The sequence below is a fragment of the Aminobacter sp. HY435 genome (assembly GCF_027568395.1).
Taxonomy (GTDB): Bacteria; Pseudomonadota; Alphaproteobacteria; order Rhizobiales; family Rhizobiaceae; genus Aminobacter.
In genome coordinates this window covers 154,891-174,377 of record NZ_JANKZL010000001.1, presented here as the reverse complement: position 1 = coordinate 174,377, position 19,487 = coordinate 154,891, and the positions used below count along the sequence as shown (strand labels likewise).

The window sequence follows — 19,487 nt, the reverse complement described above, 5'->3', positions numbered from 1 at the left end:
CTCAGGCGCTCGCTGCGAGCGGCGCGCCGTCGAGCAGCGCCCGGGTTGCCGCCGCGACATCCGCCTGGCGCATCAGGCTCTCGCCGACGAGGAAGCTGCCGATGCCCGACTTTTGCAGGCGCAGGCAGTCGTCGTGGGTGAAGATGCCGCTTTCGCCGACCAGCAGCCTGTCCGCGGGCACCATCGGCGCCAGACGTTCGGAGGTTTCCAGTCCAACCTCGAAGGTCCGGAGGTTGCGGTTGTTGATGCCAAGCAGGCGCGAGGACAGCTTCAGAGCGCGTTCGGTCTCTTCCTCGTCATGCACCTCGATCAACGCATCCATGCCGAGGTCGAAGGCCGTGTCCTCAAGCAGCCGGGCGTCGTCGTCGCTCAGGCTCGCCATGATGATCAGGATCGCGTCGGCGCCCCAGGCGCGCGCTTCATGGACCTGGTAGGGCTCGAACATGAAGTCCTTGCGCAGGGCCGGCAATGCGCAGGCCTGGCGCGCCATCGTCAGGAATTCGGGCGCGCCCTGGAACGAAGGCGTGTCGGTCAGCACCGACAGGCAGGCTGCGCCGCCTTCGGCATAAGCCTGTGCCAAGGCCGGTGGGTCGAAGTCCGGGCGGATAAGGCCCTTGGACGGGCTCGCCTTCTTGATTTCGGCGATCAGGGCAAAGCGGCCCTGACTGCGCTTGGCCTCGAGCGCGGCGAGAAAGCCGCGCGGCTTGGCGACGTCGCGGGCCCGCGCCTTGAGCTCGGCGAGCGGCAGCGCGGCCTTGGCCGCGGCGATCTCCTCGCGCTTGTAGGCTTCGATGCGGCGGAGAATGTCGGCCATGCTGTTATCCGTTGGAGACGCGGACGAGCCGTTCGAGCACGGCGCGGGCGTTGCCGCTGTCGATCGAGTCCGCTGCAAGCTTCACGCCTTCGGCAAGGGTCAAAGCCTTGTCGGCGATGACGAGGCCGGCGCCGGCGTTCATCAGCACCGTGTCGCGATAGGCGCCTTTGGCGCCTTCCAGAACGTTACGCAGCGCTTCGGCGTTGTAGGCTGAATCTCCGCCGCGCAGTTCTTCGCGTGTGTGTCGCGGCAAGCCGACTTGCTCAGGCGACAACGTGAAGGTGGTTATCGCGCCGTTGGCGAGGGCCGCGACATGAGTCTCGCCGGTCGTGGTGATCTCGTCGTAGCCGTCGCCATGAACGACCCAGACGTGTTCCGCACCCAGTTCCTTCAGCGTTTCCGCGACCGGTTCGACCCATTCGGCCGAGAACACACCGACCAGCTGGCGGTTGACGCCGGCCGGATTGGAGAGCGGTCCAAGCAGATTGAAGATGGTGCGGGTGCCGAGTTCGACACGTGTCGCGCCGACGTGCTTCATCGCCGGGTGATGGGCCGGCGCAAACATGAAGCCGACGCCGGCCTGACGGATGCAGGAGCCGATCGCCTCCGGAGTGAGGTCGATGTTGACGCCGAGCGCGGTCAAGACATCTGCCGCGCCGGTCAACGACGACAGGCCGCGATTGCCATGCTTGGCGACGGGCACGCCCGCACCCGCGATGACAAAGGCGGAAGCCGTCGAGATGTTGACGCTGTGGGAACCGTCGCCGCCGGTGCCGACGATGTCGACGGCATCCGCGGGGGCCTCGACGCGCAGCATCTTGTCGCGCATCGTGGCGACGGCGCCGGAGATTTCGCTGACCGTCTCGCCGCGGACGCGCAGCGCCATCAGGAAACCGCCGATCTGGCCGGGTGTGGCTTCGCCCGACATGATGATGTCGAACGCCTCGCGCGCCTCGTCGAAGCTGAGCGGCGTGCCAGCGGCGACCTTGGCGATATGCGGCTTCAGCGCGCTCATGGCGTTCCTACCTGGAGCGCGCGGGCGATCGCCGTCTCGTTGACCGATGCGCCGTATTCCGCCTGCAGCTGGGCCACGAGCTGATCGAGCAGGTCGGCGGACATGCCGGAGGCGAAGGTCGTCCGGGCGTCCTCGGGGACCGAGCTGGCATCGACGCCGGCCGGTTCGAACACTTCGGTGACCTTGAACAAGATCTGTGAGTCGCCTGATGGCGATGGGATGACGCCCGTGCCACCCTGGCCCATGGCGAACATCGCGACCGCACCCTCGCGACCGAAGTCGGCGTCGTCGGCTTCGCGCTTGAGGCCACGCTTGGTCTGCTTCTCAAGCTTGAGTTCTGTGGCGATGGCGTCGAGTTCGGCGCCGTCCTTGAGGCGCTTTTCGAGTTCGGCAGCCTTGCTGGAAAGCTGCCTGGCCGTCTCGGCCGCTGTCCAGTCGACAACGACCTTCTCGCGCACTTCGTCGAGCGTGCGCTCGCGCGCCGGGGTGATGCCGTCGACCTCGTAGAACACGAAGCCGTTGGTGCCGACGTTGAGCGGCTGGTTCTCGGTGCCGGTCTCGGCCTCGAAAGCAGCCTGGATGAGGTTGCGCGAATCCGGCAGCGTGCTGATGACGGAGCCATCCGGCGCCTGTCCGGCGCGGTCGATGGCATCGACGGTCACCATCTTGAGCTTGAGCTTTTCGGCAGCGGCCTTCATCGAGTCGCCACCAGCGCGAGCGTCTTCATACTGGTCGTGGACATCGAGCAGGATGCGGTTGGCTTCGGCAAGCGCCAGGTCCTTGCGGATCTGGTCCTTGACGTCGTCGAGCGACTTGGTCGCCTCAGGCGTGATTTCGCTGACGCGCAGCAACACCGGGCCGAAAGTGCCCTGGACCACATCGCTGACCTGGTTGGGCTGCAGCGCAAAGGCGGCGTCGGCCACTGCCTTGTCGGCAATCTGGTCTTTGGTCAACGTGCCGAGCGTGACGTCGGCCGTGGTCTTGCCCTGGTCCGCGACGACCTTGTCGAAGCTTTCGCCGCCCTTGATGGCGTCGGAGGCTGCCTTGGCGGCGTCGGCGTTGGCGAAGACCAGCTGGTCGATCCTGCGCACCTCTGGCGTCGTGAAATGCGACTTGTTCTTATCGTAGTCCTGGCGGACCTGTTCGTCGGTGATCGAGCCGAGGTCCATGATGTCTTCGGGCTCGAGCTTGACGTAGCTGACCTTGCGGAATTCGGGCGCCGCGTATGTCTTCTTGTTTTCCTCGAACCAGGCGGTGAGGACCTCGTCGGTGGGAGCGGCAATCGGCTCGACCAGCGACTTCGGCAGGGTCAGATAATCGATGGTGCGGTCTTCGCCGCGGTACAAGGCGACAGCGCGCAGGAAGGTATCAGGCGCCTTCATGCCATCGGACACCGCTTCGACGATCTGCTGGCGCACCGCGAACTGGGCGCGATTCTTCAGATAGTCCTCGGGGCGCATGCCGATCTGGCGCAGGATGTATTCGAAAGCCTGGCGGTCGAACTGGCCGCTGGCGTTCTGAAAAGTGGGGTCGTCCCAGGTCAGTTGGGCGAGGCGATCCTTGGACAGGCCAAGGCCGAGCTTGCGGGCTTGCTCGTCGAGAACCGCGCCTGCGACGAGCTGCGACAGCACCTGGTTGTCGATGCCGAGCGCGGTGGCCTGTTCGCGGGTCAGCCGCTGGCCGAACTGCTGCGACATGACATTGAGCTGCCGGTCGTGCGCCAGCCGGTATTCCGTGGCATTGACCTTGGTGCCGCCGACCGTGACGACATTGTCGCCGCCGGCCGGGTTGAGCATCGAGCCGGAAATGCCCCAGATCGCGAAGCTCACCACGAGCAGCAGAAGCAGCAGCTTCGCGACCCAGGTTCCAGCAGCACTTCGCATCGTTTCGAGCATTTTCACATCCCGTATTCGCGCATTGTCGCACGCGCCTGCATGAACGAAGCGCAATAGCGTCCTTCGACGCCACTGTCGATTGCTTTGTGGCTTGTTTTTGGTAGTGAGGGGCTCGATCGCGTAACGTTTTCGAGGGAAGAGCAGATGACTCCAGGTATCCGCCCACTTGTCGCAGGCAACTGGAAAATGAACGGCACGAGCACGTCGTTGAACGAATTGCGCGGCATCGCGAGCGGCTACATGGGCGGCCTCGACGCCGAAACCGAGGCGCTGATCTGCGTTCCCGCGACGCTGCTCTCGCGCGCCGCCGAGATTCTTCATCGCACCCCGGTCAAGGCGGGCGGGCAGGATTGCCATGCCAACGAAAGCGGTGCCCATACCGGCGACATTTCGGCTGAAATGCTGAAGGACGCCGGCGCCAGCCACGTCATCGTCGGCCATTCCGAGCGCCGTGCGGACCATGGCGAGACAGACGCGGTCGTCAAGGCCAAGGCGGAAGCCGCATGGCGGGCAGGGTTGGTGGCCGTGATCTGCGTCGGCGAAACCAGGGCCGAGCGCGAAGGCGGCGCGACGCTTGACGTGCTGTCGCGTCAGATCGACGGGTCGGTTCCGGCAACGGCGACGCCGGCCAACGCGATCGTTGCCTACGAACCGGTATGGGCCATCGGCACCGGCCTGACGCCGACGGTCGAGGATGTCGCGGAGGCGCACGCCCATATCCGCGCCCGCCTCGCTGAAAAGCTGGGCGAGGCCGCTTCGAAGATGCGCATTCTCTATGGCGGCTCGGTGAAGCCCTCGAATGCCAACGAACTGCTGGCTGTCGCCAATGTCGATGGGGCGCTCGTCGGCGGCGCGAGCCTCAAGGCGGCGGACTTCCTCGGCATCGCCGAGGCCTATCGCAAGTTCTGAGTTGCAGCGCGCAGCCGTTGCAATGGCTGCGCGCTTCCCCATATTCGGGCGGCGGGCTTGGAAATGCTGACAAAGCATTGTATTGAGCCGCCTCCGGAACCTAGGTTGTTTCATCGTTCCGGCTAGACCCCTTCAGGAAAGATCCCAGGAAGCGCAATGGAAACCGTCATCATCGTCATCCATCTGATGGTCGTGCTCGCCCTCGTGGGCGTTGTGCTCCTGCAGCGTTCCGAAGGTGGTGGCCTCGGCATCGGCGGCGGTTCCGGCTTCATGAGCGCCCGCGGCGCCGCCAACGCGCTGACGCGCGCAACCGCGATCCTTGCGACGGCATTCTTCGTCACCTCGCTGATGCTCTCGGTCATCGCCCGCTACGCACCAAGGGATATCGACGTGCTCGACCGCGCCCCGACCACGCAGGGCGGCTCGACCACCGGCGGCAAGGGCGTCCTCGACCAGCTCGGCGGTTCCGCGCCGGCCCCCGCCACGCCTGCCGCACCGGCAACGGATGCGGCGCCTGCCGCTCCCGCAGCGGGCGAACCGGCGGCCGCACCTGCCGCTCCGGAACAGCCGGCGGCAGCACCGGCTCCCGCCGCACCGCAGGTTCCGAACTGACCCAGCGGTTCGATTTCGACCGCAATGTCGATCTGAATACGACTTGGCGCGCCTTTGCGGGCGCGCCGGCCCCAAAGCGGGCTTCAGCGCCGCAACCTGTTGTTGTTTGAACACAGTCGCGGCAAATGCTGCACAATCACGAAAATTCGATCACGTCGCCACGGCCGGCTCCCTTGAGGCTTCTCCGGCTAATCGACTATAGCTGACTCGCGGCAGGCTGAGGGGCAGGGGCCACCATGCGTCGCCGCGCAACCATTTGCGTAGATTTCGGGATCCTTCGCCATGCAGCTCCGCCGCATCCTTCTAGCTGGTCTTTGTGCCTCCCTCCTGGGCTCAACGGCCTATGCCGCAACTCCCGCCGGCCGGGTTGAGACTCCGCAACCCGGAGTTGCAAGCGACGTCATTGCCGTTGCCGCAAAGTCGGACGCGGCAGAACTCAAGCAGCTGAAGAAAAAGAAGAAGCCGACCGACGAGGATCTGGCCCGAATCAAGCAGTTGGAAGCCAAGATCAAGGCGGACAAGGAATCCGCCCGCCTCAAGATGCTCGAAGCCAAGAAAATGGCGATGCGCGAGGCCGCCAAGCAGAAGGCTGACCAGGCGCGCGAACTGGCGCGGCTGAAGAAGGCGGAGAAGGCGACGACCCAGGTCGCAGGCGTTGCCGCGCCCGCGCCGAAGCGCAATCTGCAGCCGCTCGAGGTGATGAAGCCGATCGAGCCGCTCGTCCCCGACGCGCTGGAAGTTGCCTCGTCGGGCAACAGCGGCGAGTTGCGCAGCGAGGGCCAGGATCGCCCGCGCCAGAGCGGTTTGCTGGCCGGCATATTTGGCGGGACCGCGCCGCAGCAGTCGATGCTTCCGCAGACCCGGGCGCTCGACGCCGTACTGCAGGCCAAGCAGGCCAAGAAGCAGTTCAAGGTAAAGTCCGATTTCGAGCCGCAGGAAGTGTCGTTCCCCGGCTACGAACGTGGCCAGATCGTCGTCGATACCGGTTCGCGTTACCTCTATCTGATCGAGTCGCCGTCGACAGCGCGTCGCTATGCCATCGCGGTCGGTCGCGAAGGGCTCGAATTCAAGGGCAAGGCGACCATCGGCGACAAGCAGGAATGGCCGCGCTGGATTCCGACCAAGGACATGCAGGAGCGCGAGCCCAAGAAGTACGGCCAGTACAAGGACGGCATGAATGGCGGGCCGGAAAACCCGCTCGGTGCGCGCGCCATCTACCTTTACCAGGGCAAGAAGGATACCCATATACGTATCCACGGCACCAATCAGCCGCAGACGATCGGCACAAATTCTTCCAACGGTTGCTTCCGCATGGTCAATGACCATGTCATGGATCTCTACAATCGCGTGAAGATGGGCTCTGAAGTTATCGTCATGTAAGGCGTTTTCACAACGCTGATAGCGGGCCGGCGGTCACGCCGGCCTTTTTGTTTGCGCGGCCTGCCAGGCAGCAATGTTGAACAGCCATATAGGGAAAAGTCCGACGCGGCGGATTTTTCACTGGCGGAATCGATTTGGCCGCGTTAAGCGATGAATCCCATGGCGCGATATGTTTTTATTACCGGCGGCGTGGTCTCTTCCCTTGGAAAAGGCATAGCCGCAGCAGCCCTTGGGGCCCTCCTGCAAGCACGCGGATATCGCGTGCGCATCCGCAAGCTCGATCCATATCTCAACGTCGATCCCGGAACGATGTCGCCTTACCAGCATGGTGAGGTGTTCGTGACCGATGACGGCGCGGAAACGGATCTCGACCTCGGACATTACGAACGGTTCACCGGACGCTCGGCGAACCAGAGCGACAACATCACCACCGGTCGCATCTACAAGAACATCATCGAACGCGAGCGGCGCGGCGATTATCTCGGTGCAACCGTGCAGGTCATTCCGCACGTTACCGACGAGATCAAGAACTTCATCCTCGACGGCAATGACGAGTACGACTTCGTGCTCTGCGAGATCGGCGGCACCGTCGGCGACATCGAAGCGATGCCGTTCCTCGAGGCGATCCGCCAGCTCGGCAACGACCTGCCGCGCAACAATGCGGTCTACGTGCATCTGACCTTGATGCCGTACATTCCGACGGCCGGCGAACTCAAGACCAAGCCGACGCAGCATTCGGTCAAGGAGCTGCGCTCCATCGGCATCGCACCCGACATCCTTCTGGTGCGCGCCGACCGTGATATCCCAAAGGAAGAGCGCCGCAAGCTGTCGCTGTTCTGCAATGTCAGGGAGTCGGCGGTCATTCAGGCGCTCGACGTCGGCCACATCTACGATGTGCCCTTGGCCTATCACAAGGAAGGCCTGGATTCGGAAGTGCTGGCCGCCTTCGGCATCGATCCGGCGCCCAAGCCGCGCCTCGATCCCTGGCAGAACGTCTCCCAGTTGATCCACAATCCGGAAGGCGAAGTGACGATTGCCGTCGTCGGCAAGTACACCGGCCTCAAGGATGCCTACAAATCGCTGATCGAGGCGCTGTCGCATGGCGGCCTCGCCAACAACGTCAAGGTCAAGCTCGACTGGATCGAGAGCGAGGTCTTCGAGAAGGAAGACCCGGCACCGTTCCTCGAAAAGGTCCACGGCATCCTGGTTCCCGGCGGCTTCGGCGAGCGTGGCTCGGAAGGCAAGATCCTGGCGGCCAAGTTCGCGCGCGAGCGCAAGGTGCCGTATTTCGGCATCTGCTTCGGCATGCAGATGGCCTGTATCGAGGCGGCCCGTTCGCTGGCCGGCATCGAAAATGCCTCGTCGACCGAATTCGGGGCCACCAAGGAGCCGGTCGTCGGCCTGATGACCGAATGGCTCAAGGGCAATATGCTCGAGAAACGCCGGGCATCCGGCGATCTCGGCGGTACGATGCGTCTCGGCGCATTCGAAGCGAAGCTGACCGAGGGCTCGAAGATCGCCGAGATTTACGGCGACACCGACATCTCCGAGCGTCACCGCCACCGCTACGAGGTCAACATCGACTACAAGGATCGCCTCGAAGAGTGTGGCCTGGTCTTTGCCGGCATGTCGCCCGACGGCGTGCTGCCCGAGACGGTCGAATATCCCGACCATCCCTGGTTCATCGGCGTCCAGTACCATCCGGAGCTGAAGAGCCGTCCGCTGGAGCCGCACCCGCTGTTTGCGAGCTTCATCGAAGCCGCCGTTGAACAGAGCCGGCTGGTCTGATCTCTCATGCGCGCCGACGTGAACGCGCCGGCGCGCATTTCCTCCCAGTGGCTGTGCCGCGCATGACCACCTATGTCGCGCTTCTCTACAGTATCGTCCTCGGCCCTGGCCGGCGCGTCGTCATGTCCGGCCTGCGCGACATGGCAAGCGATCTCGGACTTACCAATCCACGCACGCTGGTTGCGACCGGAAACCTGGTTTTCGAAGCGGATAGCTCCGTCCCGGAGCTCGAACGCCTGCTCGAAGCATCCTTTGCGCAACAATTCGGCAAGCATGTCGACATCATCGTCAGGGATGCGGCCGGCTGGCGGAAGCTTGTCGCTGCCAATCCGTTTCCCGACGAGGCTGAATGCGAACCCGACCAGGTGGCGGTGCGGGTGATGCGCGAGCCGGTGGCCCCTGACGTCATCGAGCGCCTCCGTTCCTATGTGGCGCCTGATGAGAAGCTGGCCGCCGTGGACGGCGACATCTGGTTCTATTTCTCTCGCAGCGTCGGCACGTCACGGCTGCTTGGCGCGCTGACGCCGAAGCGTTCAGGCGGTGTCGGCACGTCGCGCAACTGGAACACGGTTCGGCGGCTGGGCGAAATGGTGGCAGGGCGTTGATCTGCCCTGCCTTGCGAAGGACGTGGATTTGAGGCACAGCGCTGGCCGATGATTGAAACGATCCAAAAAAATGGGCCGCGCGCCCTCGATCACGTGGTCTTGCCGACCGCAAGCCTTGCCGTCGCGCGTGAACGGCTGTCGGCGCTCGGGTTCACGGTTTCGCCAGACGGTGTCCATCCCTTCGGTACCGTCAATTGTTGCATCTATCTAGCCGACGGCACCTTTCTCGAGCCTTTGGCAGTGGGCGATCCTGCAACCGCCGACGACGCCGTGGCTGGACGCAATGTCTTTGTCGCGCGCGACCGTGCTTTCCGCTCAACCCATGGCGACGAGGGCTTCTCAGCGGTTGTCTTTGCTTCCGATGACGCAGACGCCGACCACCGCTGCTATGTCGAGGTAAACGTCTCGGCGGGGCCGCGCCTCGATTTTTCGCGACCCTTCGTCGATGGCAGTGGCCGGGCCGACGTGGCGTCGTTCAGGCTGGCGTTTGCGGCCGAACCGGCAAATGCCGACGAGGCCTTCTTCTTTGCCTGCGAGCGCGCCAATGCGCCGAAGGTCGACCGTGGTGCGCTGCAGGTACACGCCAATGGCGCGCGCCGCGTGGTGGCGATCGAGGCCAGGTCCGGCAATGCAGGGGCTGCCGCGACCTTTCTGTCGACCATTGCGCACAGCAGCGCAGAGGTCGCAGCCGGCACCGCAAAGGTGCCTCTGGTAAATGCGGATCTCGTCGTTCATGCGGCTCCCGGGAGCGACAACATCCAGCTCGACGCCATCGTCTTCGCCGTCGACGATGTCGATTCGCTGCGAACACTTCTTGCGGAGCGGGGCGTCGAGCACGATCTAAGCGGCCAAAGACTGGTGGTTCCGCCGGCCCCGGGGCAAGGTGCGACCTTTATTTTCGAGGAACTGAAATGAGCAAGCCGAATGCAAATGTGACTGTTGGCAAGACGCTGTTTTCCAACACCGCACCGCTGTCGCTGATCGCCGGCCCGTGCCAGTTCGAATCGCGCCAGCATGCCTTCGACATGGCCGGCAAGCTGAAGGAGCTGACCCAGAGGCTCGGCATCGGCTTCGTCTACAAGTCGAGCTTCGACAAGGCCAACCGCAGTTCGCTGTCGAGCACGCGCGGTGCCGGCCTCGACGCGGCGCTGCCCGTCTTCGCCGACCTGCGCAAGGAGCTTGGCGTCACCGTCATCACCGACGTTCACAATGAAGAGCAGTGCGCTGTCGTCGCCGAAGTGGTCGACGTGCTGCAGATCCCGGCCTTCCTCAGCCGCCAGACCGACCTGCTCATCGCTGCCGCCAAGACCGGCAAGGTCGTCAACGTCAAGAAGGGCCAGTTCCTGGCGCCCTGGGACATGAAGAACGTGGTCGCCAAGGTAACCGGCTCGGGCAACCCGAACGTGCTGGTGACCGAGCGCGGCACGTCGTTCGGCTACAACACACTGGTCTCCGACATGCGCGGCCTGCCTGTCATGGCCGACATCGGCGCGCCTGTGATCTTCGATGCCACGCATTCGGTGCAGCAGCCGGGCGGGCAGGGCGCCACCTCGGGCGGCGAGCGCCGCTTCGTCGAGACGCTGGCGCGCGCAGCCGTTGCCGTCGGTGTCGCCGGCGTGTTCATCGAGACGCATGAGGATCCCGACAATTCGACCTCGTCGGACGGCCCCAACATGGTGCCGTTCAAGGACATGCCGGCCCTGCTTGAACGCCTGATGGCCTTCGACCGTATCGCCAAGGGCTGACCGGCGAGCAGCAGCCGCCTGCAACTCCAGCTTGAGCCCGGCTCCGGCCCGGCGTAGGCTTGCTCCGTGACTGAGTGTATCAGCTGGAGGAATCCTATGTCTGTTGCCCGCGTTACGGAAATCACCTCGTCGTCGACCAAGAGCTTTCAGGATGCGATCGAGCAGGGAATATCCCGCGCGTCGATGACGCTGAAAAATGTCGAAGGCGCCTGGATCCAGGACCAGAAGGTCGTTGTCGAGAACGGCAAGATCGTTGCCTACCGCGTCAACATGAAGGTGACCTTCATCCTCACCGACTGAGCTTCGCCAGCTTCCATCAGCTGAAATTTTGGAAACTCCCCTTCGGGGAGCCGTTGTGTTTGCATGCACAACACAAGGATGAGAAAAGCCCCGCGTTGCGGGGCTTTTCCTTGTTCGGCGCTGCCGCGCGCGACTACCTCTGTGTCGGCATCATCCGCACCTGCGAGGCACCCTGTGGAGGCGGCTGGCTGTTGCAGGAGGTTAGAAAGGCGGCTGCAATGAAGAACAAACTCACGATACCACTCAACTCGGACATGGCGAAACTCCCTCTGTTTCGCCCCGCGCGCACCGAACTTACCCGAAAGTGTTGGGATGCGCCTGCCCGCTTGGATGAATTATGATGACAGGGCATCGCCGAATGTGAATCGCAGGCTGCCGCAGCGTGATATTTCGGCGCTCGTGATTGCCTTTTTTTTCGCTTTGGCTAAGACGGGCGCGGAAATCCAACCGATCCTTCTTTGCGATCAGCTCCCGGGGATGCCTCACATGACAGCAATCATCGACATTATCGGCCGCGAGATTCTCGACAGCCGCGGCAATCCCACCGTCGAGGTCGACGTGGTTCTTGAAGACGGCTCGATGGGCCGCGCAGCGGTGCCTTCGGGCGCCTCGACCGGCGCCCATGAGGCGATGGAACTGCGCGATGGCGGCCCGCGCTATCTTGGCAAGGGTGTCGAGCGCGCCGTCGAAGCGGTCAACGGCGAGCTGTTCGAGGCGATCGGCGGCATGGAAGCCGAAAACCAGATCCACATCGACCAGACGATGATCGAGCTGGACGGCACGCCCAACAAGAGCCGCCTCGGCGCCAACGCCATCCTCGGCGTGTCTCTGGCGGTGGCCAAGGCTGCGGCCGAAGCCTCCGGGCTGCCGCTCTACCGCTATGTCGGCGGCCCCAATGCCCGCATCCTGCCGGTGCCGATGATGAACATCATCAATGGCGGCGCGCATGCCGACAATCCGATCGACTTCCAGGAATTCATGATCATGCCGATCGGCGCGCCCAGCCTGCGCGACGCGGTGCGTTGGGGATCGGAAATCTTCCACACCCTGAAGAAGGGTCTGAAGGAAGCCGGCCACAACACCAATGTCGGCGACGAGGGCGGCTTTGCGCCGAACCTGAAGAGCGCCCAGGCGGCTCTCGACTTCGTCATGGCCTCGATCGAAAAGGCCGGCTTCAAGCCGGGCGAGGACGTGGCGCTGGCACTCGACTGCGCAGCGACCGAGTTCTTCAAGGATGGCGCCTACGTCTACGAAGGCGAAAAGAAGACCCGCGATCCCAAGGCGCAGGCCAAGTACCTGGCCAAGCTGGCTGCCGACTATCCGATCATCTCGATCGAAGACGGCATGTCCGAAGACGACTGGGAGGGTTGGAAGTACCTGACCGACATCTGCGGCGACAAGGTGCAGCTGGTCGGCGACGATCTGTTCGTCACCAATTCGGCCCGCCTGCGCGACGGCATCAAGATGGGCGTCGCCAACTCGATCCTGGTCAAGGTCAACCAGATCGGCACGTTGAGCGAGACGCTGGACGCCGTCGAGACCGCTCACAAGGCGCGCTACACGGCGGTCATGTCGCACCGTTCGGGCGAGACCGAGGACTCGACCATCGCCGATCTTGCGGTCGCCACCAACTGCGGCCAGATCAAGACCGGCTCGCTGGCTCGTTCCGACCGTACCGCGAAGTACAACCAGCTCATCCGCATCGAGGAAGAACTGGGCACCCAGGCGCGTTTTGCCGGCAGGTCCATCCTGCGCGGCTGATCAGCCACTTCCAGGATTTCGAAGAAGGCGGGATGTTTCCCGCCTTTTTTGTTTTGCGCAGCCCTCCGCCCGGGGGCGGCGTAACCCTCCATTAAGCACAATGGAGCGACAAGAGCCTGAGAGAGGGTTCTGACCATGTGGACACGCCATCACAAGCAAACAAAGACCGGCCGGCTGATCGTTCCGGCGCTGGCTGTGATGTTCCTCTCCTATTTCGGCTTCCATGCCTATCACGGCGAATTCGGCATCTATTCCAAGTACCGGCTCGAGGCGCGGGCGGTGGAGCTTCAGGCCAGGCTCGACACCATTCGCGGCCATCGTCTCGAGATCGAGCGGCGGGTGCACATGCTGCATGACGGGTCGCTGGAGAAGGACATGCTTGACGAACAGGCGCGCAACGCGCTCAATATCTCGCATGCCGACGAGCTGACCATCATGCGTCCCATGGCAATCGCCAATTAACTGAACTTCAGTTAAGCGGCAAGAAGCTGTGTATTTTTAGTCGCTTAACTGCATGCCTGCTATGCGTTTTTCCGCATGGCGCGGCGTCACTCTCCATGCTAGCGTTTTGATCATGGAGAGGAGAGGCAATGCACGATCTCCTCAATGTCCGCAAAGAGACGCCAACAGGGAGTGATGCATGGCCACCGCCGCTAAAAAAGCGCCCGCCAAATCGAAATCCGATACAAAGTCCGGTCCGGTAACACCCAAGCCGATTGATTTCACCAAGGAGCAGGATCTCTCCGCCTACCGCGAGATGCTGCTCATCCGCCGCTTCGAGGAAAAGGCCGGCCAGCTTTACGGCATGGGCTTCATCGGCGGCTTCTGCCATCTTTATATCGGCCAGGAAGCGGTTGTTACCGGCCTGCAGATGTCGCTGATCGAAGGCGACCAGATGATCACCGCCTATCGCGATCACGGCCACATGCTGGCCATGGGCCTGTCGGCGCGCGGCGTGATGGCGGAACTGACCGGGCGTCGGGGCGGCTTGTCGAAAGGCAAGGGCGGCTCCATGCACATGTTCTCCAAGGAAAAGCATTTCTATGGCGGCCACGGCATCGTCGGCGCCCAGGTGTCGCTCGGCACCGGTCTGGCCTTCGCCAACCGCTATCGCGAAAACCCCAATGTCAGCCTGACCTATTTCGGCGATGGCGCGGCCAACCAGGGCCAGGTCTATGAAAGCTTCAACATGGCCTCGCTGTGGAAGCTGCCGGTGATCTACGTCATCGAAAACAACCGCTACGCCATGGGTACCGCCGTTTCGCGCGCCTCGGCCGAGACCGATTTCTCGCAGCGCGGCTTGTCGTTCAAGATCCCTGGCATCCAGGTCGACGGCATGGACGTTCGCGCGGTCAAGGCCGCCGGCGATCTCGCTACCGAATGGTGCCGTTCGGGCAACGGTCCGATTATCCTCGAGATGCAGACCTATCGCTATCGCGGTCACTCGATGTCCGATCCGGCGAAGTACCGCTCCAAGGACGAAGTGCAAAAGATGCGCTCCGAGCATGATCCGATCGAGCAGGTGAAGGCGCGCCTCCTCGCCAAGAAGTGGGCGAACGAAGACGAGCTCAAGGCCGTCGACAAGGACGTTCGCGACATCGTGGCCGACGCTGCCGAGTTTGCGCAAACCGATCCCGAGCCGGATGTTTCCGAGCTCTGGACCGACATCGTGATCTAAGGGAGGGCGCAAACATGCCGATCGAAATTCTCATGCCCGCTCTCTCTCCTACGATGGAAGAGGGCAATCTTTCCAAGTGGTTGAAGAAGGAAGGCGACAAGGTCGCCGCCGGCGACGTGATCGCCGAGATCGAGACCGACAAGGCGACCATGGAAGTGGAAGCGGTCGATGAGGGCGTGCTTGCCAGGATCGTCGTTCCCGCCGGCACCGAAGGCGTCAAGGTCAATGCGCTGATCGCGGTTCTCGCGGTCGACGGCGAAGATATCGACAAGGCCGGCGAAGGCGTCGGCGAGGAAGAAGTCACGCCGGCAGTTCCCGCTCCCGTGGCGGCTGCACCGGCCAAGAGCGAGGCATCCGCTCCCGTCGCCGCCGCGCCCAGGACCGAAGTTGCCGCCGACCCGGACATTCCGGCCGGAACCGAGATGGTTTCGACGACCGTGCGTGAAGCGCTGCGCGACGCCATGGCTGAAGAGATGCGCCGTGACGGCGACGTCTTCATCATGGGCGAGGAAGTTGCCGAGTACCAGGGCGCCTACAAGATCACGCAAGGCCTGCTGCAGGAGTTCGGCCCGCGCCGCGTGGTCGACACCCCGATCACCGAGCACGGCTTTGCCGGCGTCGGCGTTGGCGCTGCGATGGCTGGGCTCAAGCCGATCGTCGAGTTCATGACCTTCAACTTCGCCATGCAGGCGATCGACCAGATCGTCAACTCGGCGGCGAAGACGCTGTATATGTCGGGCGGCCAGATGGGCGCGCCGATCGTCTTCCGTGGCCCGAATGGCGCCGCGGCCCGCGTCGGCGCGCAGCACTCGCAGTGCTACGCCGCCTGGTACAGCCACATTCCGGGCCTCAAGGTGGTGATGCCCTACACGGCAGCCGACGCCAAGGGCCTGCTCAAGGCCGCGATCCGCGATCCGAATCCGGTCATCTTCCTCGAAAACGAGATTCTCTACGGCCAGCACTTCGACGTGCCGAAGCTTGACGATTTCGTGCTGCCTATCGGCAAGGCGCGCATCCACAAGCCGGGCAAGGACGTGACGATCGTCTCCTTCGGCATCGGCATGACCTATGCGGTCAAGGCTGAAACCGAGTTGCGCGGCATGGGCATCGATGCCGAAATCATCGATCTGCGCACGATCCGTCCGATCGATCTCGACACCATCGTCGCCTCGGTCAAGAAGACCAACAGGCTGGTCGTGGTGGAAGAAGGCTTCCCGCAGTCGTCGGTCGGCGATTTCATCGCCAACCAGGTGTCGCAGCGCGCCTTCGACCATCTCGATGCGCCGGTCATCACCATCGCCGGCAAGGACGTGCCGATGCCTTATGCCGCCAACCTCGAAAAACTCGCTCTGCCGAACATCGGCGAAGTGATCGAGGCGGTCAAAGCAGTCACGTATCGCTGACACGGGCGGGAGGACATCATGCCGATAAACATCACCATGCCCGCCCTGTCGCCAACCATGGAAGAGGGCAACCTCTCGAAATGGCTGGTCAAGGAAGGCGACAAGGTTTCGCCCGGCGACGTGATCGCCGAGATCGAGACCGACAAGGCGACGATGGAAGTCGAATCCGTCGATGAAGGCACTGTCGCCAGGATCGTCGTCCCGGCAGGTACGGAAGGCGTCAAGGTCAATTCGCTGATCGCGATCCTCGCGGCTGAAGGCGAGGACGCTTCAGTCGCCGCCAAGGGCGGCAATGGCGTGCCGGCGGCAACTTCCAAGGGTGAAGCGCCGAAGGCAGAGGCTGCTCCCGCAGCACCGGCGCCCGCCGCTACGGCCGCACCGGCGGCCAAGCCCGCGGCCACCAACGGCGCTGCAGCGTCGGGCGAGGGCCGTTCGTTTGCATCGCCGCTTGCCCGCCGCATCGCCAAGGATGCCGGCGTGGATATCTCGGCCGTTGCCGGCACCGGGCCGCATGGCCGTGTCGTCAGGGCTGACGTTGAGGCTGCGATCTCGGGCGGTGGCGCAAAGGCTGCTCCCGCCGCCAAGGCGCCTGCGTCCGCTCCGGCTGCCGCACCGGCGGCCAAGGGCATGTCGGACGACCAGGTGCTGAAGCTGTTCGAGGAAGGCAGCTACGAGCTCATCCCGCACGACAACATGCGCAAGACCATTGCGCGCCGTCTGGTCGAGGCGAAGAGCACCATTCCGCACTTCTACCTGACACTCGACTGCGACATCGATGCGCTGCTGGCGTTGCGCGCCCAGCTCAACGCCGCCGCGCCCGTGGTCAAGACCGAGAAGGGCGAGGTTCCTGCCTACAAGCTGTCGGTCAACGACATGATCATCAAGGCCATGGCGCTTGCTCTCAAGGCCGTGCCGGACGCCAATGTGTCGTGGACCGACCAGGCCATGGTCAAGCACAAGCACGCCGACGTCGGCGTCGCCGTGTCGATCCCGGGCGGCCTGATCACGCCGATCATCCGCCAGGCCGACATCAAGACGCTGTCGGTCATTTCCAATGAAATGAAGGATCTTGCCGGCAGGGCCCGCAACCGCAAGCTCAAGCCCGAGGAATACCAGGGCGGCACGAGCGCGGTCTCGAACCTCGGCATGTTCGGCATCAAGGACTTCGCCGCCGTCATCAACCCGCCGCACGCGACCATCCTGGCAGTCGGCGCGGGCGAACAGCGGCCAGTGGTCAAGGGCGGCGAGATCAAGATCGCCAACGTGATGTCGGTGACGCTGTCGACCGACCACCGCGCCGTCGATGGCGCGCTCGGCGCCGAACTGCTCGCCGCCTTCAAGCGCCTCATCGAAAACCCGATGGGCATGCTGGTGTGATCCAGCTTGGCCCTTCCCGTTCGCGGGAAGGGCGATTGCCTGTTGCGCTTGCTGGGTGAGGAGTGAGGACCCCTTGATGAAGACAGTGCTTTGCTACGGCGACTCGCTGACCTGGGGCTACGATGCCGCAGGCCCCGATCGTCATGCCTTCGAAGACCGCTGGCCAAACGTGCTGCAGGCGGAGCTGGGCGGCGGCGTCCATGTCATCGCCGAAGGCCTCAACGGCCGCACAACGGCCTTCGACGACCATTTTGCCAGCGTCGATCGCAATGGCGTGCGGCTGTTGCCGACGATTCTCGGCACGCATGCGCCGCTCGACCTCGTCATCATCATGCTCGGCGCCAACGACATGAAGTCGTGGATCCATGGCAGCCCGCTGGCGGCCAGGCACGGCATGGCGCGGCTGGTGTCGATCGTGCGCGCCTATGACCATGGCATGGATTATCCCGAACCTCAGGTCCTGCTGGTCTCGCCTCCGCTCGTCAGCCAGACGGAGAACGCTGATGTCGCGGAGGCATTTTCCGGTGGCGTCGATGCCTCCCGGCGGCTCGCGCCGCTCTATGCCGCGCTTGCCGACGAGGTCGGCTGCGGCTTCTTCGACGCCGGCTCGGTCGCCGTCACCACGTCCATCGACGGCGTTCATCTCGATGCCGAAAACACCCGCAACATCGGCCGTGCTCTTGCGCCCATCGTGCGCGTGATGCTTGAGCTCTAGGACTGGAGAAACGCCTTGGCTGAGAATTACGACGTCATCATTATCGGCTCGGGTCCGGGCGGCTACATCGCGGCGATCCGTGCCGCCCAGCTTGGTCTCAAGACTGCTGTCGTCGAGCGCGAGCACCTGGCCGGCATCTGCTCCAACTGGGGCTGCATCCCGACCAAGGCGCTGCTGCGGTCGGCCGAGGTGCTGCATCTGGCCGAGCACGCCAAGAACTACGGCCTGAAGCTCGAGGGCTCGATCTCGCCCGACCTCAAGGCCATCGTCGAGCGGTCGCGCGGCATCGCCCAGCGCATGAATGGCGGCGTCGGCTTCCTTATGAAGAAAAACAAGGTCGACGTCATCTGGGGCGAGGCGAAGCTGACCAAGCCCGGCCAGATCGTCGTCTCCAAGTCGTCGAAGAAGCCGATGGAGCCGCAGGCGCCGCTGCCCAAGAACACGCTGGGCGAGGGTACCTACAGCGCCAAGCACATCATTGTCGCCACCGGCGCCCGACCGCGCGCGCTGCCCGGAATCGAGCCCGATGGCAAGCTGATCTGGACCTACTTTGAGGCGATGGTACCGCCGGAGATGCCGAAGTCGCTGCTGGTCATGGGCTCGGGCGCGATCGGCATCGAGTTCGCCTCGTTCTACCGCACGATGGGCGTCGAGGTGACCGTCGTCGAGGTCATGCCCGCCGTCATGCCGGTGGAAGACGCCGAAATCTCCGCCTTCGCCAAGAAGCAGTTCGAAAAGCAGGGCATGAAGATCCATCTCGAGGCCAAGGTCACCAAGGTCGAGAAGGGCGCCAATTCGGTCATCGCCCATGTCGAGATGAAGGACGGCAAGGTCGAAAAGATCACCGCCGACCGCATGATCTCAGCGGTGGGCGTGCAGGGCAATATCGAAAATCTCGGCCTTGAGGCGCTCGGCATCAAGACCGATCGCGGCTGCATCGTCATCGACGGTTACGGCAAGACCAATGTGCCGGGCATCTACGCCATCGGCGATGTCGCAGGTCCCCCCATGCTGGCGCACAAGGCCGAGCACGAGGCCGTCATCTGCGTCGAGAAGATCGCCGGCCTGCCCAACGTGCATCCGATGGACAAGCTCAAGATCCCTGGCTGCACCTACTGCAACCCGCAGGTCGCATCCGTCGGCCTGACCGAAGCCAGGGCCAAGGCGGAAGGCAAGGACATTCGCGTCGGCCGCTTCCCCTTCGTCGCCAACGGCAAGGCGATCGCGCTCGGCGAAGACCAGGGCATGGTCAAGACCATCTTTGACAAGAAGACCGGCCAACTGCTCGGCGCGCACCTTGTCGGCGCCGAAGTTACTGAGCTGATCCAGGGTTTTGTGGTCGCCATGAACCTGGAAACGACGGAGGAAGAGCTGATGCACACCATCTTCCCGCATCCGACGATCTCGGAAACGATGAAGGAAAGCGTGCTTGACGCCTATGGGCGTGCGCTCAACGCATAAGTGTCGCGCGCGGGCGCGTCTTTCGCGAC

Annotated in this window: 18 protein-coding genes; 15 read left to right on the top strand and 3 right to left on the bottom strand. The window is 63.6% G+C overall.

All coding sequences use genetic code 11. The features are described 5' to 3' along the window. Position 1 precedes the first annotated feature (1 nt). The 3 genes from trpC to PCJ21_RS00810 are packed head-to-tail and all read right to left on the bottom strand — an operon-like array spanning position 2 to position 3,724. Positions 2-814, bottom strand: a complete 813-nt coding sequence (gene trpC / locus PCJ21_RS00820; RefSeq protein ID WP_269929482.1) for an indole-3-glycerol phosphate synthase TrpC — start codon at positions 812-814, stop codon at positions 2-4. A 4-nt stretch (positions 815-818) separates the two neighbouring features. Next, the gene (gene trpD / locus PCJ21_RS00815; protein WP_269929481.1) at positions 819-1,829 is read right to left on the bottom strand and encodes an anthranilate phosphoribosyltransferase; all 1,011 of its coding nucleotides are present in this window, start codon (positions 1,827-1,829) and stop codon (positions 819-821) included. Then, complete coding sequence (locus PCJ21_RS00810; RefSeq protein ID WP_269929480.1) at positions 1,826-3,724, bottom strand: peptidyl-prolyl cis-trans isomerase; 1,899 nt, start codon at positions 3,722-3,724, stop codon at positions 1,826-1,828. The genes trpD and PCJ21_RS00810 overlap by 4 nt, the downstream gene beginning before the upstream one ends. Positions 3,725-3,868: 144 nt before the next feature. Here PCJ21_RS00810 and tpiA point away from each other — a divergent pair, with 144 nt between their 5' ends. The 15 genes from tpiA (at position 3,869) to lpdA (ending at position 19,458) form a co-directional block, all read left to right on the top strand. Further along, positions 3,869-4,633, top strand: coding sequence for a triose-phosphate isomerase (gene tpiA, locus PCJ21_RS00805; protein ID WP_269929479.1), 765 nt, complete (start codon positions 3,869-3,871; stop codon positions 4,631-4,633). Between the two features lie 156 nt (positions 4,634-4,789). Next, positions 4,790-5,245 carry a preprotein translocase subunit SecG gene (gene secG, locus PCJ21_RS00800; protein ID WP_269929478.1) on the top strand — a complete coding sequence of 152 codons (456 nt, stop codon included), beginning with the start codon at positions 4,790-4,792 and terminating at the stop codon, positions 5,243-5,245. A 282-nt stretch (positions 5,246-5,527) separates the two neighbouring features. Further along, positions 5,528-6,625: a L,D-transpeptidase gene (locus PCJ21_RS00795; protein ID WP_269929477.1), complete on the top strand. Its 1,098-nt coding sequence runs from the start codon at positions 5,528-5,530 to the stop codon at positions 6,623-6,625. A 150-nt stretch (positions 6,626-6,775) separates the two neighbouring features. Next, positions 6,776-8,413 (top strand): CTP synthase, encoded by a 1,638-nt coding sequence (locus PCJ21_RS00790; protein ID WP_269929476.1) that lies wholly within the window; start codon positions 6,776-6,778, stop codon positions 8,411-8,413. A 62-nt stretch (positions 8,414-8,475) separates the two neighbouring features. Then, entirely contained in the window at positions 8,476-9,018 is a 543-nt protein-coding gene (locus PCJ21_RS00785) for a DUF1697 domain-containing protein (protein ID WP_269929475.1), read from the top strand. 48 nt (positions 9,019-9,066) lie between these two features. Beyond that, entirely contained in the window at positions 9,067-9,933 is an 867-nt protein-coding gene (locus tag PCJ21_RS00780; protein ID WP_269929474.1) for a VOC family protein, read from the top strand. After that, positions 9,930-10,763 (top strand): 3-deoxy-8-phosphooctulonate synthase, encoded by an 834-nt coding sequence (gene kdsA / locus PCJ21_RS00775; protein WP_269929473.1) that lies wholly within the window; start codon positions 9,930-9,932, stop codon positions 10,761-10,763. Before PCJ21_RS00780 ends, kdsA begins: the two co-directional genes overlap by 4 nt. A 96-nt stretch (positions 10,764-10,859) precedes the next feature. After that, positions 10,860-11,063: a dodecin family protein gene (locus PCJ21_RS00770; protein WP_269929472.1), complete on the top strand. Its 204-nt coding sequence runs from the start codon at positions 10,860-10,862 to the stop codon at positions 11,061-11,063. Between the two features lie 486 nt (positions 11,064-11,549). Further along, positions 11,550-12,824 (top strand): phosphopyruvate hydratase, encoded by a 1,275-nt coding sequence (eno, locus tag PCJ21_RS00765; RefSeq protein ID WP_269929471.1) that lies wholly within the window; start codon positions 11,550-11,552, stop codon positions 12,822-12,824. A 135-nt stretch (positions 12,825-12,959) separates the two neighbouring features. Beyond that, entirely contained in the window at positions 12,960-13,286 is a 327-nt protein-coding gene (locus PCJ21_RS00760; RefSeq protein ID WP_269929470.1) for an FtsB family cell division protein, read from the top strand. Positions 13,287-13,464: 178 nt separating this feature from the next. Next, on the top strand, positions 13,465-14,502 hold the full coding sequence (pdhA, locus tag PCJ21_RS00755; protein ID WP_269929469.1) for a pyruvate dehydrogenase (acetyl-transferring) E1 component subunit alpha: 1,038 nt from the start codon (positions 13,465-13,467) through the stop codon (positions 14,500-14,502). A gap of 14 nt (positions 14,503-14,516) precedes the next feature. Next, positions 14,517-15,905, top strand: a complete 1,389-nt coding sequence (locus PCJ21_RS00750; protein WP_269929468.1) for a pyruvate dehydrogenase complex E1 component subunit beta — start codon at positions 14,517-14,519, stop codon at positions 15,903-15,905. 18 nt (positions 15,906-15,923) lie between these two features. Beyond that, positions 15,924-17,282: a pyruvate dehydrogenase complex dihydrolipoamide acetyltransferase gene (locus PCJ21_RS00745; protein ID WP_269929467.1), complete on the top strand. Its 1,359-nt coding sequence runs from the start codon at positions 15,924-15,926 to the stop codon at positions 17,280-17,282. A gap of 76 nt (positions 17,283-17,358) precedes the next feature. Further along, positions 17,359-17,997 carry an SGNH/GDSL hydrolase family protein gene (locus PCJ21_RS00740; RefSeq protein ID WP_269929466.1) on the top strand — a complete coding sequence of 213 codons (639 nt, stop codon included), beginning with the start codon at positions 17,359-17,361 and terminating at the stop codon, positions 17,995-17,997. A gap of 15 nt (positions 17,998-18,012) precedes the next feature. Continuing rightward, positions 18,013-19,458: a dihydrolipoyl dehydrogenase gene (gene lpdA / locus PCJ21_RS00735; protein ID WP_269929465.1), complete on the top strand. Its 1,446-nt coding sequence runs from the start codon at positions 18,013-18,015 to the stop codon at positions 19,456-19,458. The last annotated feature ends 29 nt before the right edge of the window (positions 19,459-19,487 follow it).

Excerpts from the sequence above, each read along its gene's own strand:
- trpC (WP_269929482.1), bottom strand. The coding sequence starts at position 814 with ATGGCCGACATTCTCCGCCGCATCGAAGCCTACAAGCGCGAGGAGATC.
- trpD (WP_269929481.1), bottom strand. The coding sequence starts at position 1,829 with ATGAGCGCGCTGAAGCCGCATATCGCCAAGGTCGCCGCTGGCACGCCG.
- PCJ21_RS00810 (WP_269929480.1), bottom strand. The coding sequence starts at position 3,724 with ATGCTCGAAACGATGCGAAGTGCTGCTGGAACCTGGGTCGCGAAGCTG.
- tpiA (WP_269929479.1), top strand. The coding sequence starts at position 3,869 with ATGACTCCAGGTATCCGCCCACTTGTCGCAGGCAACTGGAAAATGAAC.
- secG (WP_269929478.1), top strand. The coding sequence starts at position 4,790 with ATGGAAACCGTCATCATCGTCATCCATCTGATGGTCGTGCTCGCCCTC.
- PCJ21_RS00795 (WP_269929477.1), top strand. The coding sequence starts at position 5,528 with ATGCAGCTCCGCCGCATCCTTCTAGCTGGTCTTTGTGCCTCCCTCCTG.
- PCJ21_RS00790 (WP_269929476.1), top strand. The coding sequence starts at position 6,776 with ATGAATCCCATGGCGCGATATGTTTTTATTACCGGCGGCGTGGTCTCT.
- PCJ21_RS00785 (WP_269929475.1), top strand. The coding sequence starts at position 8,476 with ATGACCACCTATGTCGCGCTTCTCTACAGTATCGTCCTCGGCCCTGGC.
- PCJ21_RS00780 (WP_269929474.1), top strand. The coding sequence starts at position 9,067 with ATGATTGAAACGATCCAAAAAAATGGGCCGCGCGCCCTCGATCACGTG.
- kdsA (WP_269929473.1), top strand. The coding sequence starts at position 9,930 with ATGAGCAAGCCGAATGCAAATGTGACTGTTGGCAAGACGCTGTTTTCC.
- PCJ21_RS00770 (WP_269929472.1), top strand. The coding sequence starts at position 10,860 with ATGTCTGTTGCCCGCGTTACGGAAATCACCTCGTCGTCGACCAAGAGC.
- eno (WP_269929471.1), top strand. The coding sequence starts at position 11,550 with ATGACAGCAATCATCGACATTATCGGCCGCGAGATTCTCGACAGCCGC.
- PCJ21_RS00760 (WP_269929470.1), top strand. The coding sequence starts at position 12,960 with ATGTGGACACGCCATCACAAGCAAACAAAGACCGGCCGGCTGATCGTT.
- pdhA (WP_269929469.1), top strand. The coding sequence starts at position 13,465 with ATGGCCACCGCCGCTAAAAAAGCGCCCGCCAAATCGAAATCCGATACA.
- PCJ21_RS00750 (WP_269929468.1), top strand. The coding sequence starts at position 14,517 with ATGCCGATCGAAATTCTCATGCCCGCTCTCTCTCCTACGATGGAAGAG.
- PCJ21_RS00745 (WP_269929467.1), top strand. The coding sequence starts at position 15,924 with ATGCCGATAAACATCACCATGCCCGCCCTGTCGCCAACCATGGAAGAG.
- PCJ21_RS00740 (WP_269929466.1), top strand. The coding sequence starts at position 17,359 with ATGAAGACAGTGCTTTGCTACGGCGACTCGCTGACCTGGGGCTACGAT.